This is a genomic window from Xanthomonas sp. NCPPB 2864, assembly GCF_056675615.1.
Map to the genome: position 1 here is coordinate 359,098 of NZ_JBWWVS010000003.1, position 16,917 is coordinate 376,014.

Consider the following 16,917-nt stretch of genomic DNA (forward strand, 5'->3'; position numbering starts at 1 on the left):
CGGCCGACACCCCACCTGCGATACACAGGCGGCCCGCACGCGCGGGCCGCCTTTTTGTTGCCGTTGGCTGTTAGAACTGGCCGCCGAAGGTGAACTGCAGACGTTCGATCTCGTCGTTGTCCTCCTTCTTCAGCGGGAACGCGTAGCTGATCGAGATGGGGCCGACCGGTGCGCGCCACAACAGCGCCACGCCGGTGGACGCACGCAGCTCGTTGGCCTTGAAGTTGTCCACGCCGTCGTAGACGTTACCGAAGTCGAAGAAGGCCGACACGCGTGCCGACGGGCTGTCGAACAGCTTGGGGAAATACATTTCCACCGAACCGACGGTCTTGAACGAACCACCCAGCGGCTGGCCGCGTGTGTAACTCGCCGTGCGTTCCGAACGTGGACCCAGCGTGTTGTCTTCGAAGCCGCGTACCGAATTGGTACCGCCGGCGTAGAAGTTCTCGTAGAACGGCAGGCCGGTGGCGGTGATGGTGCGAAGCCGGTTGTTACCGTCGCAAGCCTGTTCCGTGTAAGCGTTATTGGCAACGACGCCACACACGTCGCGTGAGCTGTCGTTGCCATAGCTGTCGCCGTAGCCCAGCTCGAAGCGGGTGTTCAACACGATCGCCGGGATGATCGGCCAGTAATTGGAGATCTGGTAGTTGAACTTGTAGTACTCGATCGTGGAGCCGGGCAGGGTGGTCTCCAGGCCGACGCGCTGGTACATGCCGCGGGTCGGCATGAAGAAGTCGTTGCGAGTGTCGCGTGCCCAGCCCAGCTCGGTGCGCCAGGCATGGAAGGTGCGCGTGCCGACCGCGTCGATGTAGTCGATGATCGCCTGCGGGGTTTGGGTCGGGAACGTGTTGATCTGGTTGCTGTCGACGCCGACCATCGCGGAGATGGTGTCGTTCTCGGTGATCGGCACGCCGAACACCACCTGCGCCGAGCCATTCTTGCTGTTGTACTGCGCGGTGTTGAAGTCCGAGTAGTCCAGCGAGCGCCACGACAGGTTGTAGCCCAGCGACACGCCGTCGTCGGTAAAGAACGGGTTGGTATAGGAGAACGCGTAGCGCTGCTGGTAGCTGCTGCGCGAGGCTTCCACCGCCACCCGGTTGCCGCCGCCCAGGAAGTTGTTCTGCGACAACTGCACCGAGGTGGTCACACCGAAGCTCTGCGAGTAGCCCAGGCCGAACACGAAGCTGCCGGAGGTGGTTTCCTTGACGTTGTAGACCACGTCGACCTGGTCGTTGCTGCCCGGCACCGCCGGCGTTTCCACGTCCACGCTCTCGAAGTAGCCCAGGCGCTGCAGGCGGATCTTGGAACGGTCGATCGCCGCCTGTGAGTACCAGGTATTTTCGAACTGGCGCATTTCGCGGCGCAACACCTCATCGGAGGTGCGGCTATTGCCCTTGTACAGGATGCGGCGCACGGTCACGCGCGGGCCCGGCACCACCTGCAGGTTCACCGCAACGGTGCGGTCCTCGCGGTTCGGAGTCGGGATCGGGTTGACCTTGGCGAACGCGTAACCGACGTTGCTCAGCGTGTTGGTGATCGCATCGGAGGTGTACTCCAGCAGCGCACGCGAGAAGATGTCGCCGGCCTTGGGGATGACCAGACGCTCGATGTCCGCCTGCGGCAGCACGGTGTCGCCGGTGACCTTGATCTCGGAAATCTTGTACTGCTCGCCCTCGGTGACGCCGGCGCTGACGAACATGTCGCGCTTGTCGGGGCTGATCGACACCTGGGTGGAGTCGATGCTGAAGTCCACGTAGCCGCGGTCCAGGTACCAGGAGTTGAGCTTCTCCAGGTCGCCGGACATCTTTTCCTTGGAGTACTGGTCGTCGCGGCGGTACCACGAGGCCCAGTTGTGCTCCTTGGATTCCCAGTTTTCCAGGATGTCCTCGTTGGCGAACTTCTCGGTGCCGATCAGGTTGACGTGGCGGATCTTGGCCGCCTTGCCTTCCTTGATCGCGATCGCCACATCCACGCGGTTACGGTCCAGCGGGCTCACCGTCGGGGTGATCTCGACGTTGTACTTGCCGCGGTTGTTGTACTGGCGGGTCAGTTCCTGGGTCACGCGGTCCAGGCTCAGGCGATCGAAGGTGCCGCCTTCGGTCAGGCCGATGTCGCCCAGGCCCTTGAGCAGTTCCTCAGACTTGATGTCCTTGTTGCCGGTCACGGTGAGCTTGTTGATCGCCGGACGCTCCTTCACGGTGATCACCAGGATGTTGCCCTGGCGATCCAGCTGCACGTCCTCGAAGAAGCCGGTGCGGTACAGCGCACGGATCGAGTCGGCAACCTTGGCATCGTCCACGGTGTCGCCGCGGTTCACTGGCAGATAGGTGAACACGGTGCCGGAGGCGATGCGCTGCAGGCCGTCGACGCGGATGTCGCTGGCAACGAACGGCTCTGCGGCCAGGGCAACGACTGGCAGGCTGAGGCCGGCGGCAAGAGCGAGGGCAAGCAGGCGGCGAGTGGGAAGACGCGTCATGTCACATCCGGTTGGAGTCGATTTCGGGTGTTGCTGGATGCCGACGTATGACGACGACAACAGGCGGAAAGAGTGGAGCAGCTTCATCGTGGAACCAGGCCGAGGATGTCGTTGTAGAACGCCAGTCCCATCAGCCCGGCCAGGACCGCCAGGCCGACATATTGCCCGGCAATCATGGCCCGTTCGCTGATCGGGCTGCCCTTGACCAACTCGATAAGGTAATACAGCAGATGCCCACCGTCCAAGATCGGGATCGGCATCAGGTTGATGATCGCCAGGCTGAGCGACAGCAATCCGAGGAAATACAGGAACCAGTCGAGCCCGCGTTCGGCCGAGGCGTTGGCCGCGCGCGCGATCGTGACCGGTCCGGAGATGTTCTTGACCGAGGCCTGGCCGGTCAGCATGCGCTTCATCATGCCCAGCGAATCGGCGGTCATCCGGCCGGTTTCACGGATCGCCGCCGGCACCGCGGCGAACACGCCGTACTGCTGGCGGCTGTCGTAGGCCGGCGCCTGCGCTGCCGCAAATCCCACGCCCAGCAGCCACTGACCCTTCGGCGACCGGCGCGGGGCGATTTCCAGCGCCAGCCGGTCTTCGCCGCGCGCGACCTCGACCATGCCGGTACCGCCCTGCGCGCCCAGTGCCTGCAGCTGGGCCGGAATCTCGTCGGCTGAGCGAATCGGCTGGCCGTCGATGGCGACAATGCGGTCGCCCGGCTGCAGCAGCCCCTGCGCCGCGGAGCCGGCGACCACCTGGCCCACCACCGGCGGCTGCAGCATGAACTGCCAGCCGATGCCGGCCAGCGAGGCCACGCGGCGCTCGTCAAAGCCGGCCGGCAGCTGCGACAGCCGCAGCGTGTGCTCGCGGTTGCCGGCGCCGTCGGTGGCTGTCAGTACGCGGATATCGCGCTTGTCCATGGCCGCGGTGGTGAGCTGCATGCTGGCATCGCTCCAACTGCTGACATCGCGTCCATCGATGCGCACGATGCGCTCGCCCGGGGTCAGGCCGGCTTCGGCGGCCAGGCCATCGGCACGGCCGACGGTGGCCGAGTAATCCTGTTTGCCGACCACGAACATCGCCCACAGCATCGCCATGCACAGCAGCAGATTGGCGATCGGGCCGGCGGCTACGATGGCGATGCGCTGCCACACCGTCTTGCGATTGAAGGCCTGGTCCTGCTCGGCCGGATGCACGTCGCCTTCGCGCTCGTCGAGCATCCTGACGTAGCCGCCCAGCGGGATGGCCGCCACCACGAACTCGGTGCCGTGACGGTCGCGCCGCATCCACAACGGTTTGCCGAAGCCCACCGAAAAGCGCAGCACCTTGACGCCGCAGCGGCGCGCAACCCAGAAGTGGCCGAATTCGTGAAAGGTCACCAACACGCCCAGGCTGACGATCATCCACCAGACCGAACCGATGAAATCACCCATGGATGCAACTCGTCTGCGTAAATCGATCAGGCATGAAGGCGGTGATGGGCGAGGGCGCGTTCGGTGATCTGCCGCGCTTGCGCATCGGCAGAAAGCAGGGTGTCGAGGGAGTCGGCATTGTGCCGTGGGAGCGTTGTCAGTGTGTGTTCGACCAACGCGGGAATCGCTAGGAAACCCACCTGGCCCTGAAGAAACGCTGAAACAGCCACTTCATTGGCCGCGTTCAGGATCGCAGGCGCGGTTCCACCGGCCTCCAGCGCCTCCCAGGCCAGGCGCAGGCATGGGAATGCGGCGGTGTCCGGCGCCTCGAAATCCAGCCGCCCCTGGGTCAGCAGGTCCAGCCCGGCAACCCCGGACTCGACCCGTTCCGGCCATGCCAGGCCGACCGCCAGCGTGGTGCGCATGTCCGGCAGGCCCAGCTGGGCCAGGGTGGAACCGTCGACGAATTCCACCAGCGAGTGCACCAGGCTCTGCGGGTGCACCAGCACGTCGATCTGCGCACCGGGCAGGCCGAACAGGTGATGCGCTTCGATCACTTCCAGGCCCTTGTTCATCAGCGTCGCCGAATCCACCGAGATCTTCGGCCCCATCGACCATTTGGGATGGGCGACCGCCTGCGCGGGGGTGACAGCGTTCAGCGCGGCGCGGTCCCAGCCGCGGAACGGCCCGCCGGACGCGGTCAGGATCACCCGGCGCACGCCGCGACTGGCGTCGCAGGAACGCAGGCACTGGAAGATCGCGCTGTGTTCGCTGTCGATCGGGATGATCTCGGCGCCAGCCGCCGCCGCGGTGCGGGTCAGCAGTTCGCCGGCCAGTACCAGCGATTCCTTGTTGGCCAGCAGCAGGCGCTTGCCGGCGCGGGCTGCGGCCAGCGTGGAGGGCAGGCCGGCCGCTCCAACGATCGCCGCGACCACGGTGTCGCAGGCATCGCTGGCAGCCAGCGCGTCCAGGGCGTCGGAGCCGGCGTGCGCCTGGGTGGCCAATCCGGCCGCGCGCAGACCGTCGCGCAGTGCCGGATACAGGGATGGGTCGGCGATCACCGCGTGCGCAGGGCGATGGGTGACGCAGAGCGCCAGCAGCTCGTCGACCTTGCTGCCGGCCGACAGCACGCTGGCGCGCAGCCGCTGCGGATGACGGGCGATCACATCCAGTGCCGACGCACCGATCGAGCCGGTGGCGCCGAACACGGCGACCTGACGGAGAGGGGAGCCAGCCATGCCTAGAATCCGAGAATTTCCTTGCCGAGTGCGAACACCGGCAGGGCGGCGAGCACGCCGTCGATACGATCCAGCACGCCGCCATGGCCCGGAATCACCGCACCCGAGTCCTTGGCGCCGGCGTGGCGCTTGAGCAGGCTCTCGAATAGATCGCCCAGCACCGAGGCCAGCACCGCCACCGCCGAGACCAGCACCAGCTGCGGCACATGCGCCAGGGTCAGCCCGGCCAGCCAGCCGAATGCGCAGGCGACCACGATGCCGGCGACCATGCCGCCGAGCAGGCCTTCGATGGTCTTGTTAGGGCTGACCCGCGGCGCCAGCTTGTGCTTGCCGAACGCGCGGCCGGCGAAATAGGCGCCCGAATCGGCTGCCCACACCATGGTCAGCGCGGTCAGCAGCCACAGGTTGCCCTTGTCCGGGTTGGCGTGCAGCAGCACCAGCGCGGCCCAGGCCGGCAGGACCGCCAGGGTGCCGGCGGCGAGCTTGAGCGCGCGCGCCTGGCCGTTGCCGTGATCGGCACCGAAGGTGAAAAAGCGCAGCCATAGCAGCGCCAGCAGCCACCAGGCCACCCCCACCAGGGCGGCGATCTGGAACAGCACCATGGAGCCGGCCGAGGCCCACACCATCAGCACCATCAGCAGCAGATTGAGCATCAGCAGCACGGTACGCGGCAGGCTGTCGTCGATGCCGGAGAGCTTGAGCCACTCCCACAGGCCGGTCAGGAACAGGATCGCCGCCAGCGCCGCCAGCCATTGCGTGGGCAGCAGCACGATCGCGCAGATGGCGAGCGGCGCCATGATCAGCGCGGCAATCACGCGGGTCTTGGTCATGCGGAGGAGCTCTCCGTCGCCTTGTCGGCGATCTGGGCGCTGGTCAGGCCGAAGCGACGTTCGCGCCCGGCATAGTCATCCAGTGCCTGCTGCAGTACGCCGGCATCGAACTCCGGCCACAGGGTTTCGGTGAACCACAGTTCGGTATAAGCCAGCTGCCACAGCAGGAAATTGCTGATGCGGGTGTCGCCGCCGGTGCGGATGAACAGGTCCGGTGCCGGCAGATCGGCCAGCGCGACGCGGCTGGCCAGCAGCGCCTCGTCGATCTGCTGCGGCTGCAGACGGCCGGCGGCCACTTCTTCGGCCAATGCCCGCGCGGCCAGTGCAATGTCCTGGCGGCCGCCATAGCTGGCGGCGATGCTCAGCACCAGCCGCGCATTGGCGGCGGTGACGCGCTCGGCGGCGGCCATGCGCTCGCGCAATGGCGCCGCGAAACGGCTGCGATCGCCGATGAAGCGCACCTGCACGCCGCGCCGCTGCAGTTCGTCGACCTCGCGATCGAGCGCATGCAGGAACAGCTTCATCAGTGCATCGACTTCCTCCTGCGGGCGGCCCCAGTTTTCACTGGAAAACGCGAACAGGGTGAGCGCCGAGACGCCTTTTTCCAGGCAGAAATCGATGGTGCGATTGACCGCACGCGCGCCGGCGCGATGACCGATCATGCGCGGACGCCGCCGACGCTGTGCCCAACGCCCGTTGCCATCCATGATGATGGCAATGTGGCGCGGCACGGCGGCAGCGGAAGGTGCTGGATGCATGGCAGGCGATGCCACGATCAGACCGTCATCAGTTCCTGTTCCTTGGCCTTGACGACCTCATCCACATCCTTGATGGCCTTGTCGGTGAGCTTCTGGATGTCGTCTTCGGCGCTGCGCGCCTCGTCTTCGGTGACCGCCTTGTCCTTGAGCAGATCCTTGACCTGCTGGTTGGCATCGCGACGGATGTTGCGGATGGCCACCTTGCTGTCTTCGCCCTCGCCATGCACGGCCTTGCTGAGCTCCTTGCGGCGCTCCTCGGTCAGCGGCGGCAGGTTCAGACGGATCACGGTGCCGACCACGGTCGGGGTCAGGCCCAGATCCGAGGCGTAAATCGCCTTTTCCACGTCCTTGATCATGCCCTTGTCGAACAGGCTGATGACCAGCGAGCGGCCTTCGGAGACGCTGATGCTGGCGACCTGGTTGAGGGGGGTGTCGGTGCCGTAGGCCTTGACCTTGATGCCGTCCAGCAGCGCCGGAGAGGCGCGGCCGGTGCGCACGGTGGTCAGGGAATGGCGCAGAGCATCGATGCTCTTGGTCATGCGCGTCTGCGCGTCTTGTTTGATCTGGTTGAGCATCGCCGGAATCCGTGTGGAGCTGAATCCGGAGATTATAGCCGGGACTGCGTTTTGAGACTTGCCGGCCGGCAGAGTCCTGCGCAGCCGGTTCACCTGGGGTGCCACTCCACGCCCGGCATCGCCATCGGTCAGGCGTCAGCGCAGTCTCCGGGACCGCGCCTTTGCGATTCCCGAATCCCGATTCCCCACTCCCGGCCTCAACTCCGACCCTGCACCAACGTGCCGATCTGCTCGCCATGCAGGATGCGCAGCAGCACCCCGGGCTCGCTCATGCCGAAGATGCGCAGCGGCAGGTCGCTGTCGCGCGCCAGCGCGAAGGCGGCGGTGTCCATCACTTCCAGGCCCTGCAGGATGACCTGGTCGTAGGTCAGGCTGTCGTAACGCACTGCGTCAGAATGCTTCTTCGGGTCCTTGTCGTACACGCCGTCGACCTTGGTTGCCTTGAGCAGCAGGTCGGCGCCGATCTCGATCGCGCGCAGTGCCGCGCCCGAGTCGGTGGTGAAGAACGGGTTGCCGGTGCCGGCGGCGAAGATCGCGATGCGGCCCTTTTCCAGATGGCGGATCGCGCGGCGGCGGATGAAGTCCTCGCAGACATCGTTGATCTTGATCGCGCTCATCACGCGCACCTTGGCGCCGAGCTTTTCCAGCGCGTCCTGCATCGCCAGCGCGTTGATCACGGTGGCCAGCATGCCCATGTGGTCGCCGGTGACGCGGTCCATGCCGCTGGCGGCCAGGCCGGCGCCGCGGAAGATGTTGCCGCCGCCGATCACCAGCGCGACCTGCGCGCCGGCCTGCTGGGCTTCGATCACTTCATGGGCGAGGCGGTTGATGACCTTGGGATCGATGCCGTAATCCCCGTCCCCCATCAGCGCCTCCCCGGAAAGTTTGAGAAGAATGCGGCGATAGGCAAGTTCAGACATGGGGGAGACCTCGGTGTGGGGGATCGGCAAACGCCGGCAAGTCTAGCGGAAGCCTGTCACCGGGCGTGGTAAAAATTCGGTAGTTGGCGATGCCGTGATGCGTTGCTCAGTGCGCGCGCGGAGGTTGCGGCGTCGGCATGTCGGTCGCATCGTAGGCGGTGACGCGGTTGCGGCCGCGATGTTTGGAGCGATACAGCGTGCTGTCGGCGGCCTGCAGCAGATGCTCGATGCTCTCGAACTGCCGGTCGCCACCGCCGTGGGTGGCCAGTCCCGCCGAGAAGGTGATGTGCAGCGGGCCGCCCTGCAGTTGCGCCATCGGCGTGCGTGCGGTCTCGGCCAGGATGCGCTCGACCACCATCAACGCCGCCTCGGCCGCGGTGTTGGGCAGGATCACCAGGAATTCCTCGCCGCCATAGCGGGCGACCAGGTCGCTGGTGCGCACCATGCGCTGCAGCGTCTGCGCGAAGTTGCGCAGCACCTCGTCGCCGACCAGATGGCCATGCGCATCGTTGACGCGCTTGAAGTCGTCCAGATCGATGAAGGCGATCGACAGCGGCCAGTTCTGGCGCGATGCCAGCTCGAACTCGTGCGCGAGCGCGGTGCCGAGCTGGTGGCGATTGAACACGCCGGTCAATGCATCGCGGCTGGCCTGTTCGGCCAGATGGCGCATGCGGTTTTCCGATTCGTCGGCATGCCGGCGCGCTTCGGCCACGTCCTGCAGCTCGCGCAGGCTGCGCAGCATCGCCAGCTCGCGGGCCTGCTCGAAGATCATCTGGATGTGCTCGGGCTGCGGCACGCGGATGTCGAACAGGGCTTCCAGTTCGGGCAGCGACTCGGCGATGCGTTCGATCACCTTTTCGAAGCGTTCGGCATCCAGTTCCAGCACGTCTTGCGCCTGGCGCTGCGCGTGTTCGGTGGCGGCCACGGCACTGGCCGACAGCCAGATGTCCGCCAGGCGTCCGGACAGCGCGACACAGGCCATGAACGGCTCCAGGCTGGCGGGCTCTTCCTCGCTCTGCGCGATGGCGTTCTGCAGGTACGGCGGCAGTTGCCATTGATGCGCGAGCCAGGCGCCGACTTCGGCATGGGTGGCGCCCAGATGCGCGCGTTCGGCCTCGATCAGCGCGGCGTTGTCGGGCGCCTGTTCCAGCAGTGGTGCATACAGCTCGGGCGCGCCCTGCAGCAGGGCGAGCTTGCCGATGTCCTGCAACAGGCCGGCCAGCATGAGTTCTTCGGGTTTGCGGATGCCGTAGGCCTGGCCGAGGATGCGACTGGCCAGCGCACACAGGCCGGCGCGGCGCCAGATGCGCTCATGCAGCGGATGCGCGGTAAAGGTGCTGCGCACGCCATGCACCATCGAAAACCCCAGCGCCAGGCTCAGGGTCGCGTTGAGGCCGAGCATGGTCAGCGCCTGGCCGAGGTTGTCGATGCGGCGGCGGCTGGCGTACAGCGGCGAATTGGCAACCCGCAGCATGCGCGCGCTCAGGGCCATGTCCATGCCGATGACGTTGGCGGTGGTGGTCATGTCCACGTCGGGGTCCTGCGCCAGCTCGATGACGCGCAGCGCAACGCCCGGGGGCGATGGCAGGTTGCGGCAGTAGTGCAGGGCGGCCTGTAGATCTGGTTGCATGGGTCATCGCCGACGGTGGGCGCAAGCATACCGCTGCGCTCGTTAATGGGGCACGCCATGCTCCGCCGTCGCCGCGCGGCAACGCGTGCGCGATGGGGGCGGAAAAGCCTGGTCGGCATCCAGTTGTAGCGGCAACCGCCACGACATCTGTAGAGTTGAGGCCGGTTGCATGCCCGGCGGATGCGTTCGCTTCAGCTTCGCGCTTTCATGGGCCTGCGCGACAGTGTCGGGCCCAAAAAAAAAGCCGCGGCAGGCCGCGGCTTTCTCTACGCAGTGGCGAGGATCAGGCCAGGCCGGCCTGCTTCATCACTTCGGCGGCGTAGTCTTCCACCACCTTCTCGATGCCCTCGCCAACGGCCAGGCGCTGGAAGCCGACCACTTCGGCACCGGCAGCCTTGACGGCCTGCTCGACGGTCTGGTCGGTGTTCAGCACGTACGGCTGGCCGTACAGGGTCACTTCGTTGACGATCTTGCTGATCTTGCCGCTGATGATCTTTTCCAGGATCTCGGCCGGCTTGGCCTTGTCCTTCTCGGACATCTTGGCCAGTTCGATTTCCTTTTCCTTGGCCACGAACTCGGCCGGAACATCGGAGGCCTTGACGTGCGGCGGGTTCATCGCGGCGATGTGCATGGCGATGCCGCGTGCCAGCTCGATGTCGCCACCCTTCAGCTCGACCAGCACGCCGATGCGGCCGCCGTGCACGTAGGCCGCGACGTTGTTGGCGCTGTCGATGCGGACCAGGCGACGCACCTGCAGGTTCTCGCCGACCTTGGCGATGACTGCGGCGCGACGCTCTTCGATGGTCTCGCCGCTGTCGAGCTTGACGCTCTTGAGCGCTTCGGCATCGGCGGCATCCGAGTTCAGCGCGGCGGTGGCCACGGTCTCGGTGAAGGCCAGGAAGTTCTCGTCCTTGGCGACGAAGTCGGTTTCGGAGTTGACTTCGACCAGCACGGCCTTGCCGCCGGCCTGTGCGGTGGCGATGCGGCCTTCGGCGGCAACGCGGTCAGCCTTCTTGTCGGCCTTGGCCAGACCCGACTTGCGCAGCCATTCGGCAGCGGCGTCGATGTCGCCTGCGTTTTCGACGAGTGCCTTCTTGCACTCCATCATGCCGGCGCCGGTGCGCTCGCGCAGTTCCTTGACCAGGGAAGCAGTGATTTCCATGGAATTACCTCATATGGACGAATGCGTGCGGCGGAGGGTTCCGCCAGTAGGGGACGGCGCAGCCAGGCCGGCCGCCCCCCGTAGAAATGTTCAGTGGCCTCGGCGACGGGCCGCGCTGGACCCGTCGGGGCTGCGGCCGCACAGCATGGTGCGGCCGCATTGCAGGCCGATTACTCGGCAGCCGGAGCGGCAGCGTCGGCCGGTGCGTCAGCCTTCTTGTCGCCCTTCTTGGCCGGAGCGCGACGGCCCTTGCCTTCGTCGGCGGATTCGGCCGAGAACTCTTCTTCGCGGACCGAAGCGGAGTTCGGCGCAGCAGCCTTGCCTTCCAGCACGGCGTCGGCAGCGGCGCGTGCATACAGCTGCACGGCACGGATGGCGTCGTCGTTGCCCGGGATGGCGTAGTCGACCAGGGCCGGGTCGTAGTTGGTGTCGACCACTGCGATCACCGGGATGCCGAGCTTCTTGGCTTCCTTGATGGCGATGTCTTCATGGCCGATGTCGATCACGAAGATTGCGTCGGGCAGACGGTTCATTTCCTTGATGCCGCCCAGCGAGGCGTCCAGCTTCTCGCGCTCGCGACGCAGGCCCAGCACTTCGTGCTTGACCAGCTTGTCGAAGGTGCCGTCGGTCTCGGCCGACTCCAGTTCCTTCAGGCGGGCAACCGACTGCTTGACGGTACGGAAGTTGGTCAGCGTGCCGCCCAGCCAGCGCTGGGTCATGAACGGCATGCCGCAACGCTCGGCTTCTTCCTTGATGGACTCGCGCGCGCTGCGCTTGGTGCCCAGGAACAGCACGGTGCCGCGCTTCTGCGCGATCGAGGAGAGGAAGTTCATCGCGTCATTGAAGAGCGGAACGGTCTTCTCGAGGTTGATGATGTGGATCTTGCCGCGCGCGCCGAAGATGTACGGCGCCATCTTGGGGTTCCAGTAGCGGGTCTGGTGACCGAAATGGACGCCGGCTTCCAGCATCTGACGCATGGTGACTTGGGGCATTGAAGTAACTCCTGATAGCGGAATCTATGTGCGCGGACTGGACTTTGAAGAGTCCGCGCATGGATGTGCGGGCCCTTGCGAAAGGATGCGCACAAACGATTCCGGGGTTGGGCTTCCCTGTCGCCTCCGTGACGAACCCCTTGCGAGGCACCCCGGCACGGATGGCGGCGGCAGGTGTGAATTCGTCGGTGACGTCCGACGTGAACGACGCAATGCGCAAGAGACGCAAAACAGCCGGCGGAGTATAGCCGGCTGAGCGGGCGGGCGCAATTGGCGAGTCGGGATTGGGGAGTGGGGAGTGGGGAGTGGGGAATCGGGAATCGGGAATCGGGAATCGGGCAAGCTTAGCTCCGTGCGCGTCCACACGCCCACGAAGGATCAGCTACCGCGATGCGCTGTACCGAATCCCCAACCCCCAATCCCGAATTCCCAATCCCCAGAGCTCACGGCTCCAGCGCCAGCGTCGTCTCGATATCGCTGTTGATCCGCGCCACGAAGCGGCCATTGCCGGCGGCCACGTTGGCGGGCAGCGACCATTGGCGGGTCTGGCCGGGAAGCACATAGCCGGCAAGGTCGTCGCGGATGCTGCGGCGGGTGCCGCCGGCATCGATGTAGGCCAGGTCGGCCAGCCGGGCATGGCCGAGCCCGGCGTTATGGACCTTCAGCGCGCGGCCGCTGCCCTGGCCGGACAGGCTGGCCTGCAGCAGCGGGCGCAGGTCGCCGGGCTGGCTTGGCAGGGCGAACACCGGCGTGGAATAACGCAGCAGTGCGGTGTCGCTACCGGAGGCATGCTGGGTCACTACCAGGCGGTAGCTGTCTTCGCTCTGCACCGGGCTGGGGCCCAGGCGGATCACCCGCAGCAATTGCCGGCCTTGCGGAGGAATTTCGAATTGCGCCGGGCTGACGGTGGCGGCGGTGGCCGGTTCAAGCAGTTCGCGGTCGCCGTCCTGGCGCCAGCGGTAGAGTTTGGCTTCGGCGCGCCATGGCAGGGCCGCCTGGTTGTAGAGCCAGACGGTGGTCTGGTCGCTGTCGGCGGGAATGCGGGCGGTGGTCGGGGCGATGGCGATCTCGGCGGCAACGGCGCTGCCACCGATGGCAAGGCCGGCGAGTGTCAGTGCCAGCAGGCCGCGACAGGAGCGGGACGCGGCCATGGTCAGAACGCGATCGTGGTGATGGGCGCGTTGCCGGCAGGCGTTGGCCCGGCGAGTGCGCTGGCATCCTGCCCGGTGCTGGCGGCGGTTGGGGTGTCGGCGCTGCCGGCCGGCGGGGCGATCGCCATCGGCGTGCCCCTGGAGCAGCTGGCGCGCGGCGGCGCAGTGCGCAGTTCGCAGCCGCTGAGCAGACGCAGGCCGATGTGCAGGGTGAAGTTTTCCGGGCCCGGAGCGGTGGCCGCGTTGGCCGCGGTAGAGCTCGCGCTGCAGACGAGGGCGACCAGCGTCAGGCGCTTCAACAAAGTGACCAGCGTCATGAAGGCAATCGTTTGCATTGGAGACGTAACAAATAGCGACGCCCCCAATGCGAACTTTATTAACTGTCAGTAAGTGATCGAGACGGTCACCGTGTCGTTGTAGGCACCCGCGATGGGCTGTTGCGGTGCCGGCGCGCGGCCATAGACGGTCACCGTCTGCGCGACTCCGTTGCCGGTGCCGCTGAGCGTATCGACGCCGATACTGGTGCCCCAGCGGTTGCCGCGGCCGGCGTCCCGATACAGTTCATAGGCGATGTAGTTGGCACTGCTGGCGTGGCGCATGCGCCGGACGTTGCCGGTGGCATTGATGCCATCGCCCAGCCCGATATTCCAGGCAGTGCGGTTGGTGCATGACAGGCTGATGGTGGAGGTGCGGTCGATGGCGGTATCGATGGTGCCGGCGATGCTGCCGAAATCCAGGTCGGTGGTGACGTAGGTACTACAGCGTGCCGGCACGTTGGCTGAGGCCGTGAACGGAAAGGCGTTGCTGGCGGTCTTGGCACCGCTGCCGCCGGCCGTGCAACTGCTCGGCGCCGGCGGCATACCGATGACGCTTTCGTTGTAGGAGTAGCGCAGCACGGTGTCGGCACCGCCGAAGCTGCTGGTGTGGTTGCCGACCGACAGCGTCTGGTTGGCCGGAATGCGCCCGTACAGGGTAATGCTGGCCGTCTGCGAGCCGCCGGTGACCACCGGAACGCCGTAGGACAGTGTCACCAGGCGCGGCGAGGGCGTCGTCGACCCGGTGGCGCCCCAGACCTGGGTCCGCGTGGCCTCGCTGTAGATCTGGAAGTCCAGGCTGTCGCTGGTGGGGTTGAGCATGCGGCGTGGCGCGTACAGCCCGTTGCTGGCGCTGCCCGGCCCGAGGTCCAGGCACAGACTCACCTGGGCATAGCCGAGCACGCTGAGCGCTGCGGTCGCGCAGGAGACGTTGAGCGTTGCCACCGCATCGGTGGTGCCGTTGGCCGCCACGTTGCCGAACGCCAGCGGGGTACCGAGGGTGACGCTGCAGGTGGTGTCCGCGTGCGCGCCCTGGCAGGGGGCAAGCCACAACGTGGCGATCGCCAGCGCAACGACCAGGCGCCACAGTGCGGGCAGGCTCATGGGGTTTGCTGCTCGAGAACGCAGGGCAGCGGGCCGACCCGCGGAATGCCGCCGGGGTTGGTCGGGTAGGTGAAGCGCGCGCTGCAGCGGCCATCCGGCAGCTCCACCAGGATGCGGTTGTCGATCTGCAGATTGTCCAGATAGGTTTCGCCGTCGTAGCCGACCACCACGCGTTCGGCGTTGCCCTCGCGTTGCACCACGCTGCCGACCGGCAACGGCACGCCCTGGGCGTCGTGCAGCACGATCATGGCCGCGCGCACCTGGGTGATGCCGAAGCGCACCGCCACCCCGGACTGCTGGCGCGGTGTCACCGCGGTATCGACGCGGTCCACGCGCAGGTCCGCCGGCAGGTTCAGGGTGTCGATGGACAACTGGTTGCGCTGCCAAGACTGCAGCGGGGTGACCAGCAGCATCCCGCGCGCATCGGTGACGCCGATCAGGCGATTCTCCAGCCGCACCGGAATGCCGGGCTGGCCGTCGGTGGAGACCACCGCAAAGGCATCCTGGATATCGCGCGCGGCAAAGCCGCGGCCATTCATCCACACCAGGCTGCCGCTGGCGCTGGCATAGCCGAAGTTGGCGCCATCCTGGTTGGCGACGCCGAGGTTGTAGCGGCCGATGCGGTTCAACCACCCCAGCTCGGCCAGGCCGCCGTTGGCATCGTCGCCGGCACGCCCCTGCAGGCGCCAGCCGATCCCGCCCAGGTCGCCGTCGCCGGGCAGCGGCTGGCTCAGATCGGCCACGAATCCGGTGCGGTTGCCGTTGCGTTGCATCGAGGCGCTGGCCTGGCGCAGCTCGCCGAACGTGGTCGACAGCGACAGATACAGGCTGCGGTCGCTGCGCACATCCAGGTTCTGGTTGCCGGACAGATTGGCCGCCCAGTTGCGCCCGAAACTGCGCGACCAGAACAGGCTCGCATACCGCGAGGTGTCGCCTTGCGGGTAGCTCAGCCGCACATAGCTGGTGCCCAGCGAGCCGATCGGATTGACGTTGACGCCGAACACCGCGCGGTCGCTGATGCGCGCCGGCAACGCGCCCTGCAGTGCGCCCAGGTCGCGATAGTCGCCGTGGGTGCGCTGGGTGCCGGCAGTGAAGTTGAAACGACGGTTGTTCCAGGCATACCCCAGCACGTACTGGCCGCCGCGCAGCGCATCCATCCGGCTATGTGCATAGGCGGCGTTGACCACGCCGCCTGCGCCGAGCAGCCACACGCCGCCGGCACCGGCATTGACCACGCCGCCGCCGGCCTCGGTATGCGCTTCGATGGTGAAGTCATCGCGCAGGCCCTTGCGCAGCGTGGCACTGGCGACCGTGCGCGACTCGTAGGAAAACGAGCGTACGCCGTAGTCCTGGCGCAGATGGCCGATGCCGGCCGACCACTCGGAAATGCCGCGCGCCAGCAGTTGCGGCGTGCCATAGAAGGCGAAGTCCAGTCGGCGCACCTGGCCGAACGCATCCGTCACCACGATCTGCGCCTGCCCGGTGCCGCTGATGCCGGGTTGCGCGGCCAGCTGGAACGGGCCGGCCGGCACCTGGCCGCTGTACTGGCGCAGCCCGTCGACGTAGAGCTCCACCGTCGACGGCACCACCGCCTCGCCCAGGAAGCTTGGTGTGGGGGTGAGCACGCGGTACGGCTGCAGGGCGTAATTGCGGCCGATCTGTATCCCGCCCAGGCGGATCGAGCGGCTCCAGTCGACAAAGCCGCTGTAGAAGTCGCCGACCGTCAGGCTGGTGGCGCTGTCGGGGAAATCCATCTGCCAGGCGCTGTCCAGGCGCACCGCTTCGCTGCGCCAGCGCTGGTCCTGCGGGCGGTCGTAGGCCAGGAACACCGCGGTGGTGTCGACCATGCCGCGGCCGATGCCGAAGCCGCGCACTTCGGTGGCCAGCGACACGCTGCTGGCCCCGGCATTGCGCGTGGCATAGAGGTCGTAATTGAGCAGCATGCCCGGCGAGGCGGTGGCGCTGGGCGGTGCGACCTGTTCGGCCTTCAGTACCGTAGTGGAGAGCGACAGCTGCGCCAGCGGCACCTGCAACGCAAGCCGTTGCAGCGCAGCGTCGTAGCGCACCTCCACGTCGGGCAGGCGATCCAGATCGACCAGCTCGCTGGCGGGGCGGTCGGCCAGGAGGAAGCCCAGCTTGCGCAGCGTGTCGACGGAGCCGCGCAGGTGGCCGTTCACCAGTTCGAACGGTGCCAGGCCGCGCTCGGCCTGGTTGAGGCTGACATCCAGGTACAGCGTCTGCGGCAGGGCCGCCACGTTCTGCGGCGCCTGATCGGACAGTGGCGCCATGTCGGCCAGATCGCCGGAGGCGGCATGTGCCAGGCAGGTGGCGGTCGCAAGCAGCGTCATCGCCAGCCGG

At 66.7% G+C, this 16,917-nt stretch carries 14 protein-coding genes; all 14 read right to left on the reverse strand.

The features are described 5' to 3' along the window. Positions 1-70 precede the first annotated feature (70 nt). Positions 71-2,476: an outer membrane protein assembly factor BamA gene (gene bamA / locus AC1KVE_RS09895; protein ID WP_184455453.1), complete on the reverse strand. Its 2,406-nt coding sequence runs from the start codon at positions 2,474-2,476 to the stop codon at positions 71-73. An 83-nt stretch (positions 2,477-2,559) separates the two neighbouring features. Beyond that, complete coding sequence (gene rseP / locus AC1KVE_RS09900) at positions 2,560-3,906, reverse strand: RIP metalloprotease RseP (RefSeq protein ID WP_481092370.1); 1,347 nt, start codon at positions 3,904-3,906, stop codon at positions 2,560-2,562. A 26-nt stretch (positions 3,907-3,932) separates the two neighbouring features. Continuing rightward, on the reverse strand, positions 3,933-5,123 hold the full coding sequence (locus AC1KVE_RS09905) for a 1-deoxy-D-xylulose-5-phosphate reductoisomerase (RefSeq protein ID WP_024940377.1): 1,191 nt from the start codon (positions 5,121-5,123) through the stop codon (positions 3,933-3,935). A 2-nt stretch (positions 5,124-5,125) separates the two neighbouring features. Beyond that, entirely contained in the window at positions 5,126-5,953 is an 828-nt protein-coding gene (locus AC1KVE_RS09910) for a phosphatidate cytidylyltransferase (protein ID WP_054591612.1), read from the reverse strand. Beyond that, entirely contained in the window at positions 5,950-6,711 is a 762-nt protein-coding gene (gene uppS / locus AC1KVE_RS09915) for a polyprenyl diphosphate synthase (protein WP_065050119.1), read from the reverse strand. The genes AC1KVE_RS09910 and uppS overlap by 4 nt, the downstream gene beginning before the upstream one ends. 17 nt (positions 6,712-6,728) lie before the next feature. Continuing rightward, positions 6,729-7,286, reverse strand: a complete 558-nt coding sequence (gene frr / locus AC1KVE_RS09920) for a ribosome recycling factor (RefSeq protein WP_016902392.1) — start codon at positions 7,284-7,286, stop codon at positions 6,729-6,731. Between the two features lie 197 nt (positions 7,287-7,483). Beyond that, positions 7,484-8,206, reverse strand: coding sequence for a UMP kinase (gene pyrH / locus AC1KVE_RS09925; RefSeq protein WP_024940374.1), 723 nt, complete (start codon positions 8,204-8,206; stop codon positions 7,484-7,486). 106 nt (positions 8,207-8,312) lie between these two features. After that, on the reverse strand, positions 8,313-9,836 hold the full coding sequence (locus tag AC1KVE_RS09930; RefSeq protein WP_024940373.1) for a sensor domain-containing diguanylate cyclase: 1,524 nt from the start codon (positions 9,834-9,836) through the stop codon (positions 8,313-8,315). Between the two features lie 283 nt (positions 9,837-10,119). Beyond that, a complete protein-coding gene (tsf, locus tag AC1KVE_RS09935; RefSeq protein WP_016902389.1) occupies positions 10,120-10,998 on the reverse strand; it encodes a translation elongation factor Ts in 879 nt (292 codons plus the stop codon). Positions 10,999-11,168: 170 nt separating this feature from the next. Continuing rightward, a complete protein-coding gene (rpsB, locus tag AC1KVE_RS09940; protein WP_026064294.1) occupies positions 11,169-11,990 on the reverse strand; it encodes a 30S ribosomal protein S2 in 822 nt (273 codons plus the stop codon). A gap of 443 nt (positions 11,991-12,433) precedes the next feature. Continuing rightward, complete coding sequence (locus AC1KVE_RS09945; protein WP_046342168.1) at positions 12,434-13,141, reverse strand: fimbrial biogenesis chaperone; 708 nt, start codon at positions 13,139-13,141, stop codon at positions 12,434-12,436. 2 nt (positions 13,142-13,143) lie between these two features. Then, positions 13,144-13,476 carry a hypothetical protein gene (locus AC1KVE_RS09950; RefSeq protein ID WP_046342169.1) on the reverse strand — a complete coding sequence of 111 codons (333 nt, stop codon included), beginning with the start codon at positions 13,474-13,476 and terminating at the stop codon, positions 13,144-13,146. 48 nt (positions 13,477-13,524) lie between these two features. Further along, positions 13,525-14,559 (reverse strand): Csu type fimbrial protein, encoded by a 1,035-nt coding sequence (locus tag AC1KVE_RS09955; RefSeq protein ID WP_481092371.1) that lies wholly within the window; start codon positions 14,557-14,559, stop codon positions 13,525-13,527. Then, the gene (locus AC1KVE_RS09960; RefSeq protein ID WP_481092372.1) at positions 14,556-16,907 is read right to left on the reverse strand and encodes a fimbria/pilus outer membrane usher protein; all 2,352 of its coding nucleotides are present in this window, start codon (positions 16,905-16,907) and stop codon (positions 14,556-14,558) included. Before AC1KVE_RS09960 ends, AC1KVE_RS09955 begins: the two co-directional genes overlap by 4 nt. Positions 16,908-16,917: the final 10 nt, after the last annotated feature.

Excerpts from the sequence above, each read along its gene's own strand:
- frr (WP_016902392.1), bottom strand. The coding sequence starts at position 7,286 with ATGCTCAACCAGATCAAACAAGACGCGCAGACGCGCATGACCAAGAGC.
- tsf (WP_016902389.1), bottom strand. The coding sequence starts at position 10,998 with ATGGAAATCACTGCTTCCCTGGTCAAGGAACTGCGCGAGCGCACCGGC.
- AC1KVE_RS09950 (WP_046342169.1), bottom strand. The coding sequence starts at position 13,476 with ATGCAAACGATTGCCTTCATGACGCTGGTCACTTTGTTGAAGCGCCTG.
- rseP (WP_481092370.1), bottom strand. The coding sequence starts at position 3,906 with ATGGGTGATTTCATCGGTTCGGTCTGGTGGATGATCGTCAGCCTGGGC.
- AC1KVE_RS09945 (WP_046342168.1), bottom strand. The coding sequence starts at position 13,141 with ATGGCCGCGTCCCGCTCCTGTCGCGGCCTGCTGGCACTGACACTCGCC.
- pyrH (WP_024940374.1), bottom strand. The coding sequence starts at position 8,206 with ATGTCTGAACTTGCCTATCGCCGCATTCTTCTCAAACTTTCCGGGGAG.
- AC1KVE_RS09960 (WP_481092372.1), bottom strand. The coding sequence starts at position 16,907 with ATGACGCTGCTTGCGACCGCCACCTGCCTGGCACATGCCGCCTCCGGC.
- AC1KVE_RS09955 (WP_481092371.1), bottom strand. The coding sequence starts at position 14,559 with ATGAGCCTGCCCGCACTGTGGCGCCTGGTCGTTGCGCTGGCGATCGCC.
- AC1KVE_RS09910 (WP_054591612.1), bottom strand. The coding sequence starts at position 5,953 with ATGACCAAGACCCGCGTGATTGCCGCGCTGATCATGGCGCCGCTCGCC.
- uppS (WP_065050119.1), bottom strand. The coding sequence starts at position 6,711 with ATGCATCCAGCACCTTCCGCTGCCGCCGTGCCGCGCCACATTGCCATC.
- rpsB (WP_026064294.1), bottom strand. The coding sequence starts at position 11,990 with ATGCCCCAAGTCACCATGCGTCAGATGCTGGAAGCCGGCGTCCATTTC.
- AC1KVE_RS09905 (WP_024940377.1), bottom strand. The coding sequence starts at position 5,123 with ATGGCTGGCTCCCCTCTCCGTCAGGTCGCCGTGTTCGGCGCCACCGGC.
- AC1KVE_RS09930 (WP_024940373.1), bottom strand. The coding sequence starts at position 9,836 with ATGCAACCAGATCTACAGGCCGCCCTGCACTACTGCCGCAACCTGCCA.
- bamA (WP_184455453.1), bottom strand. The coding sequence starts at position 2,476 with ATGACGCGTCTTCCCACTCGCCGCCTGCTTGCCCTCGCTCTTGCCGCC.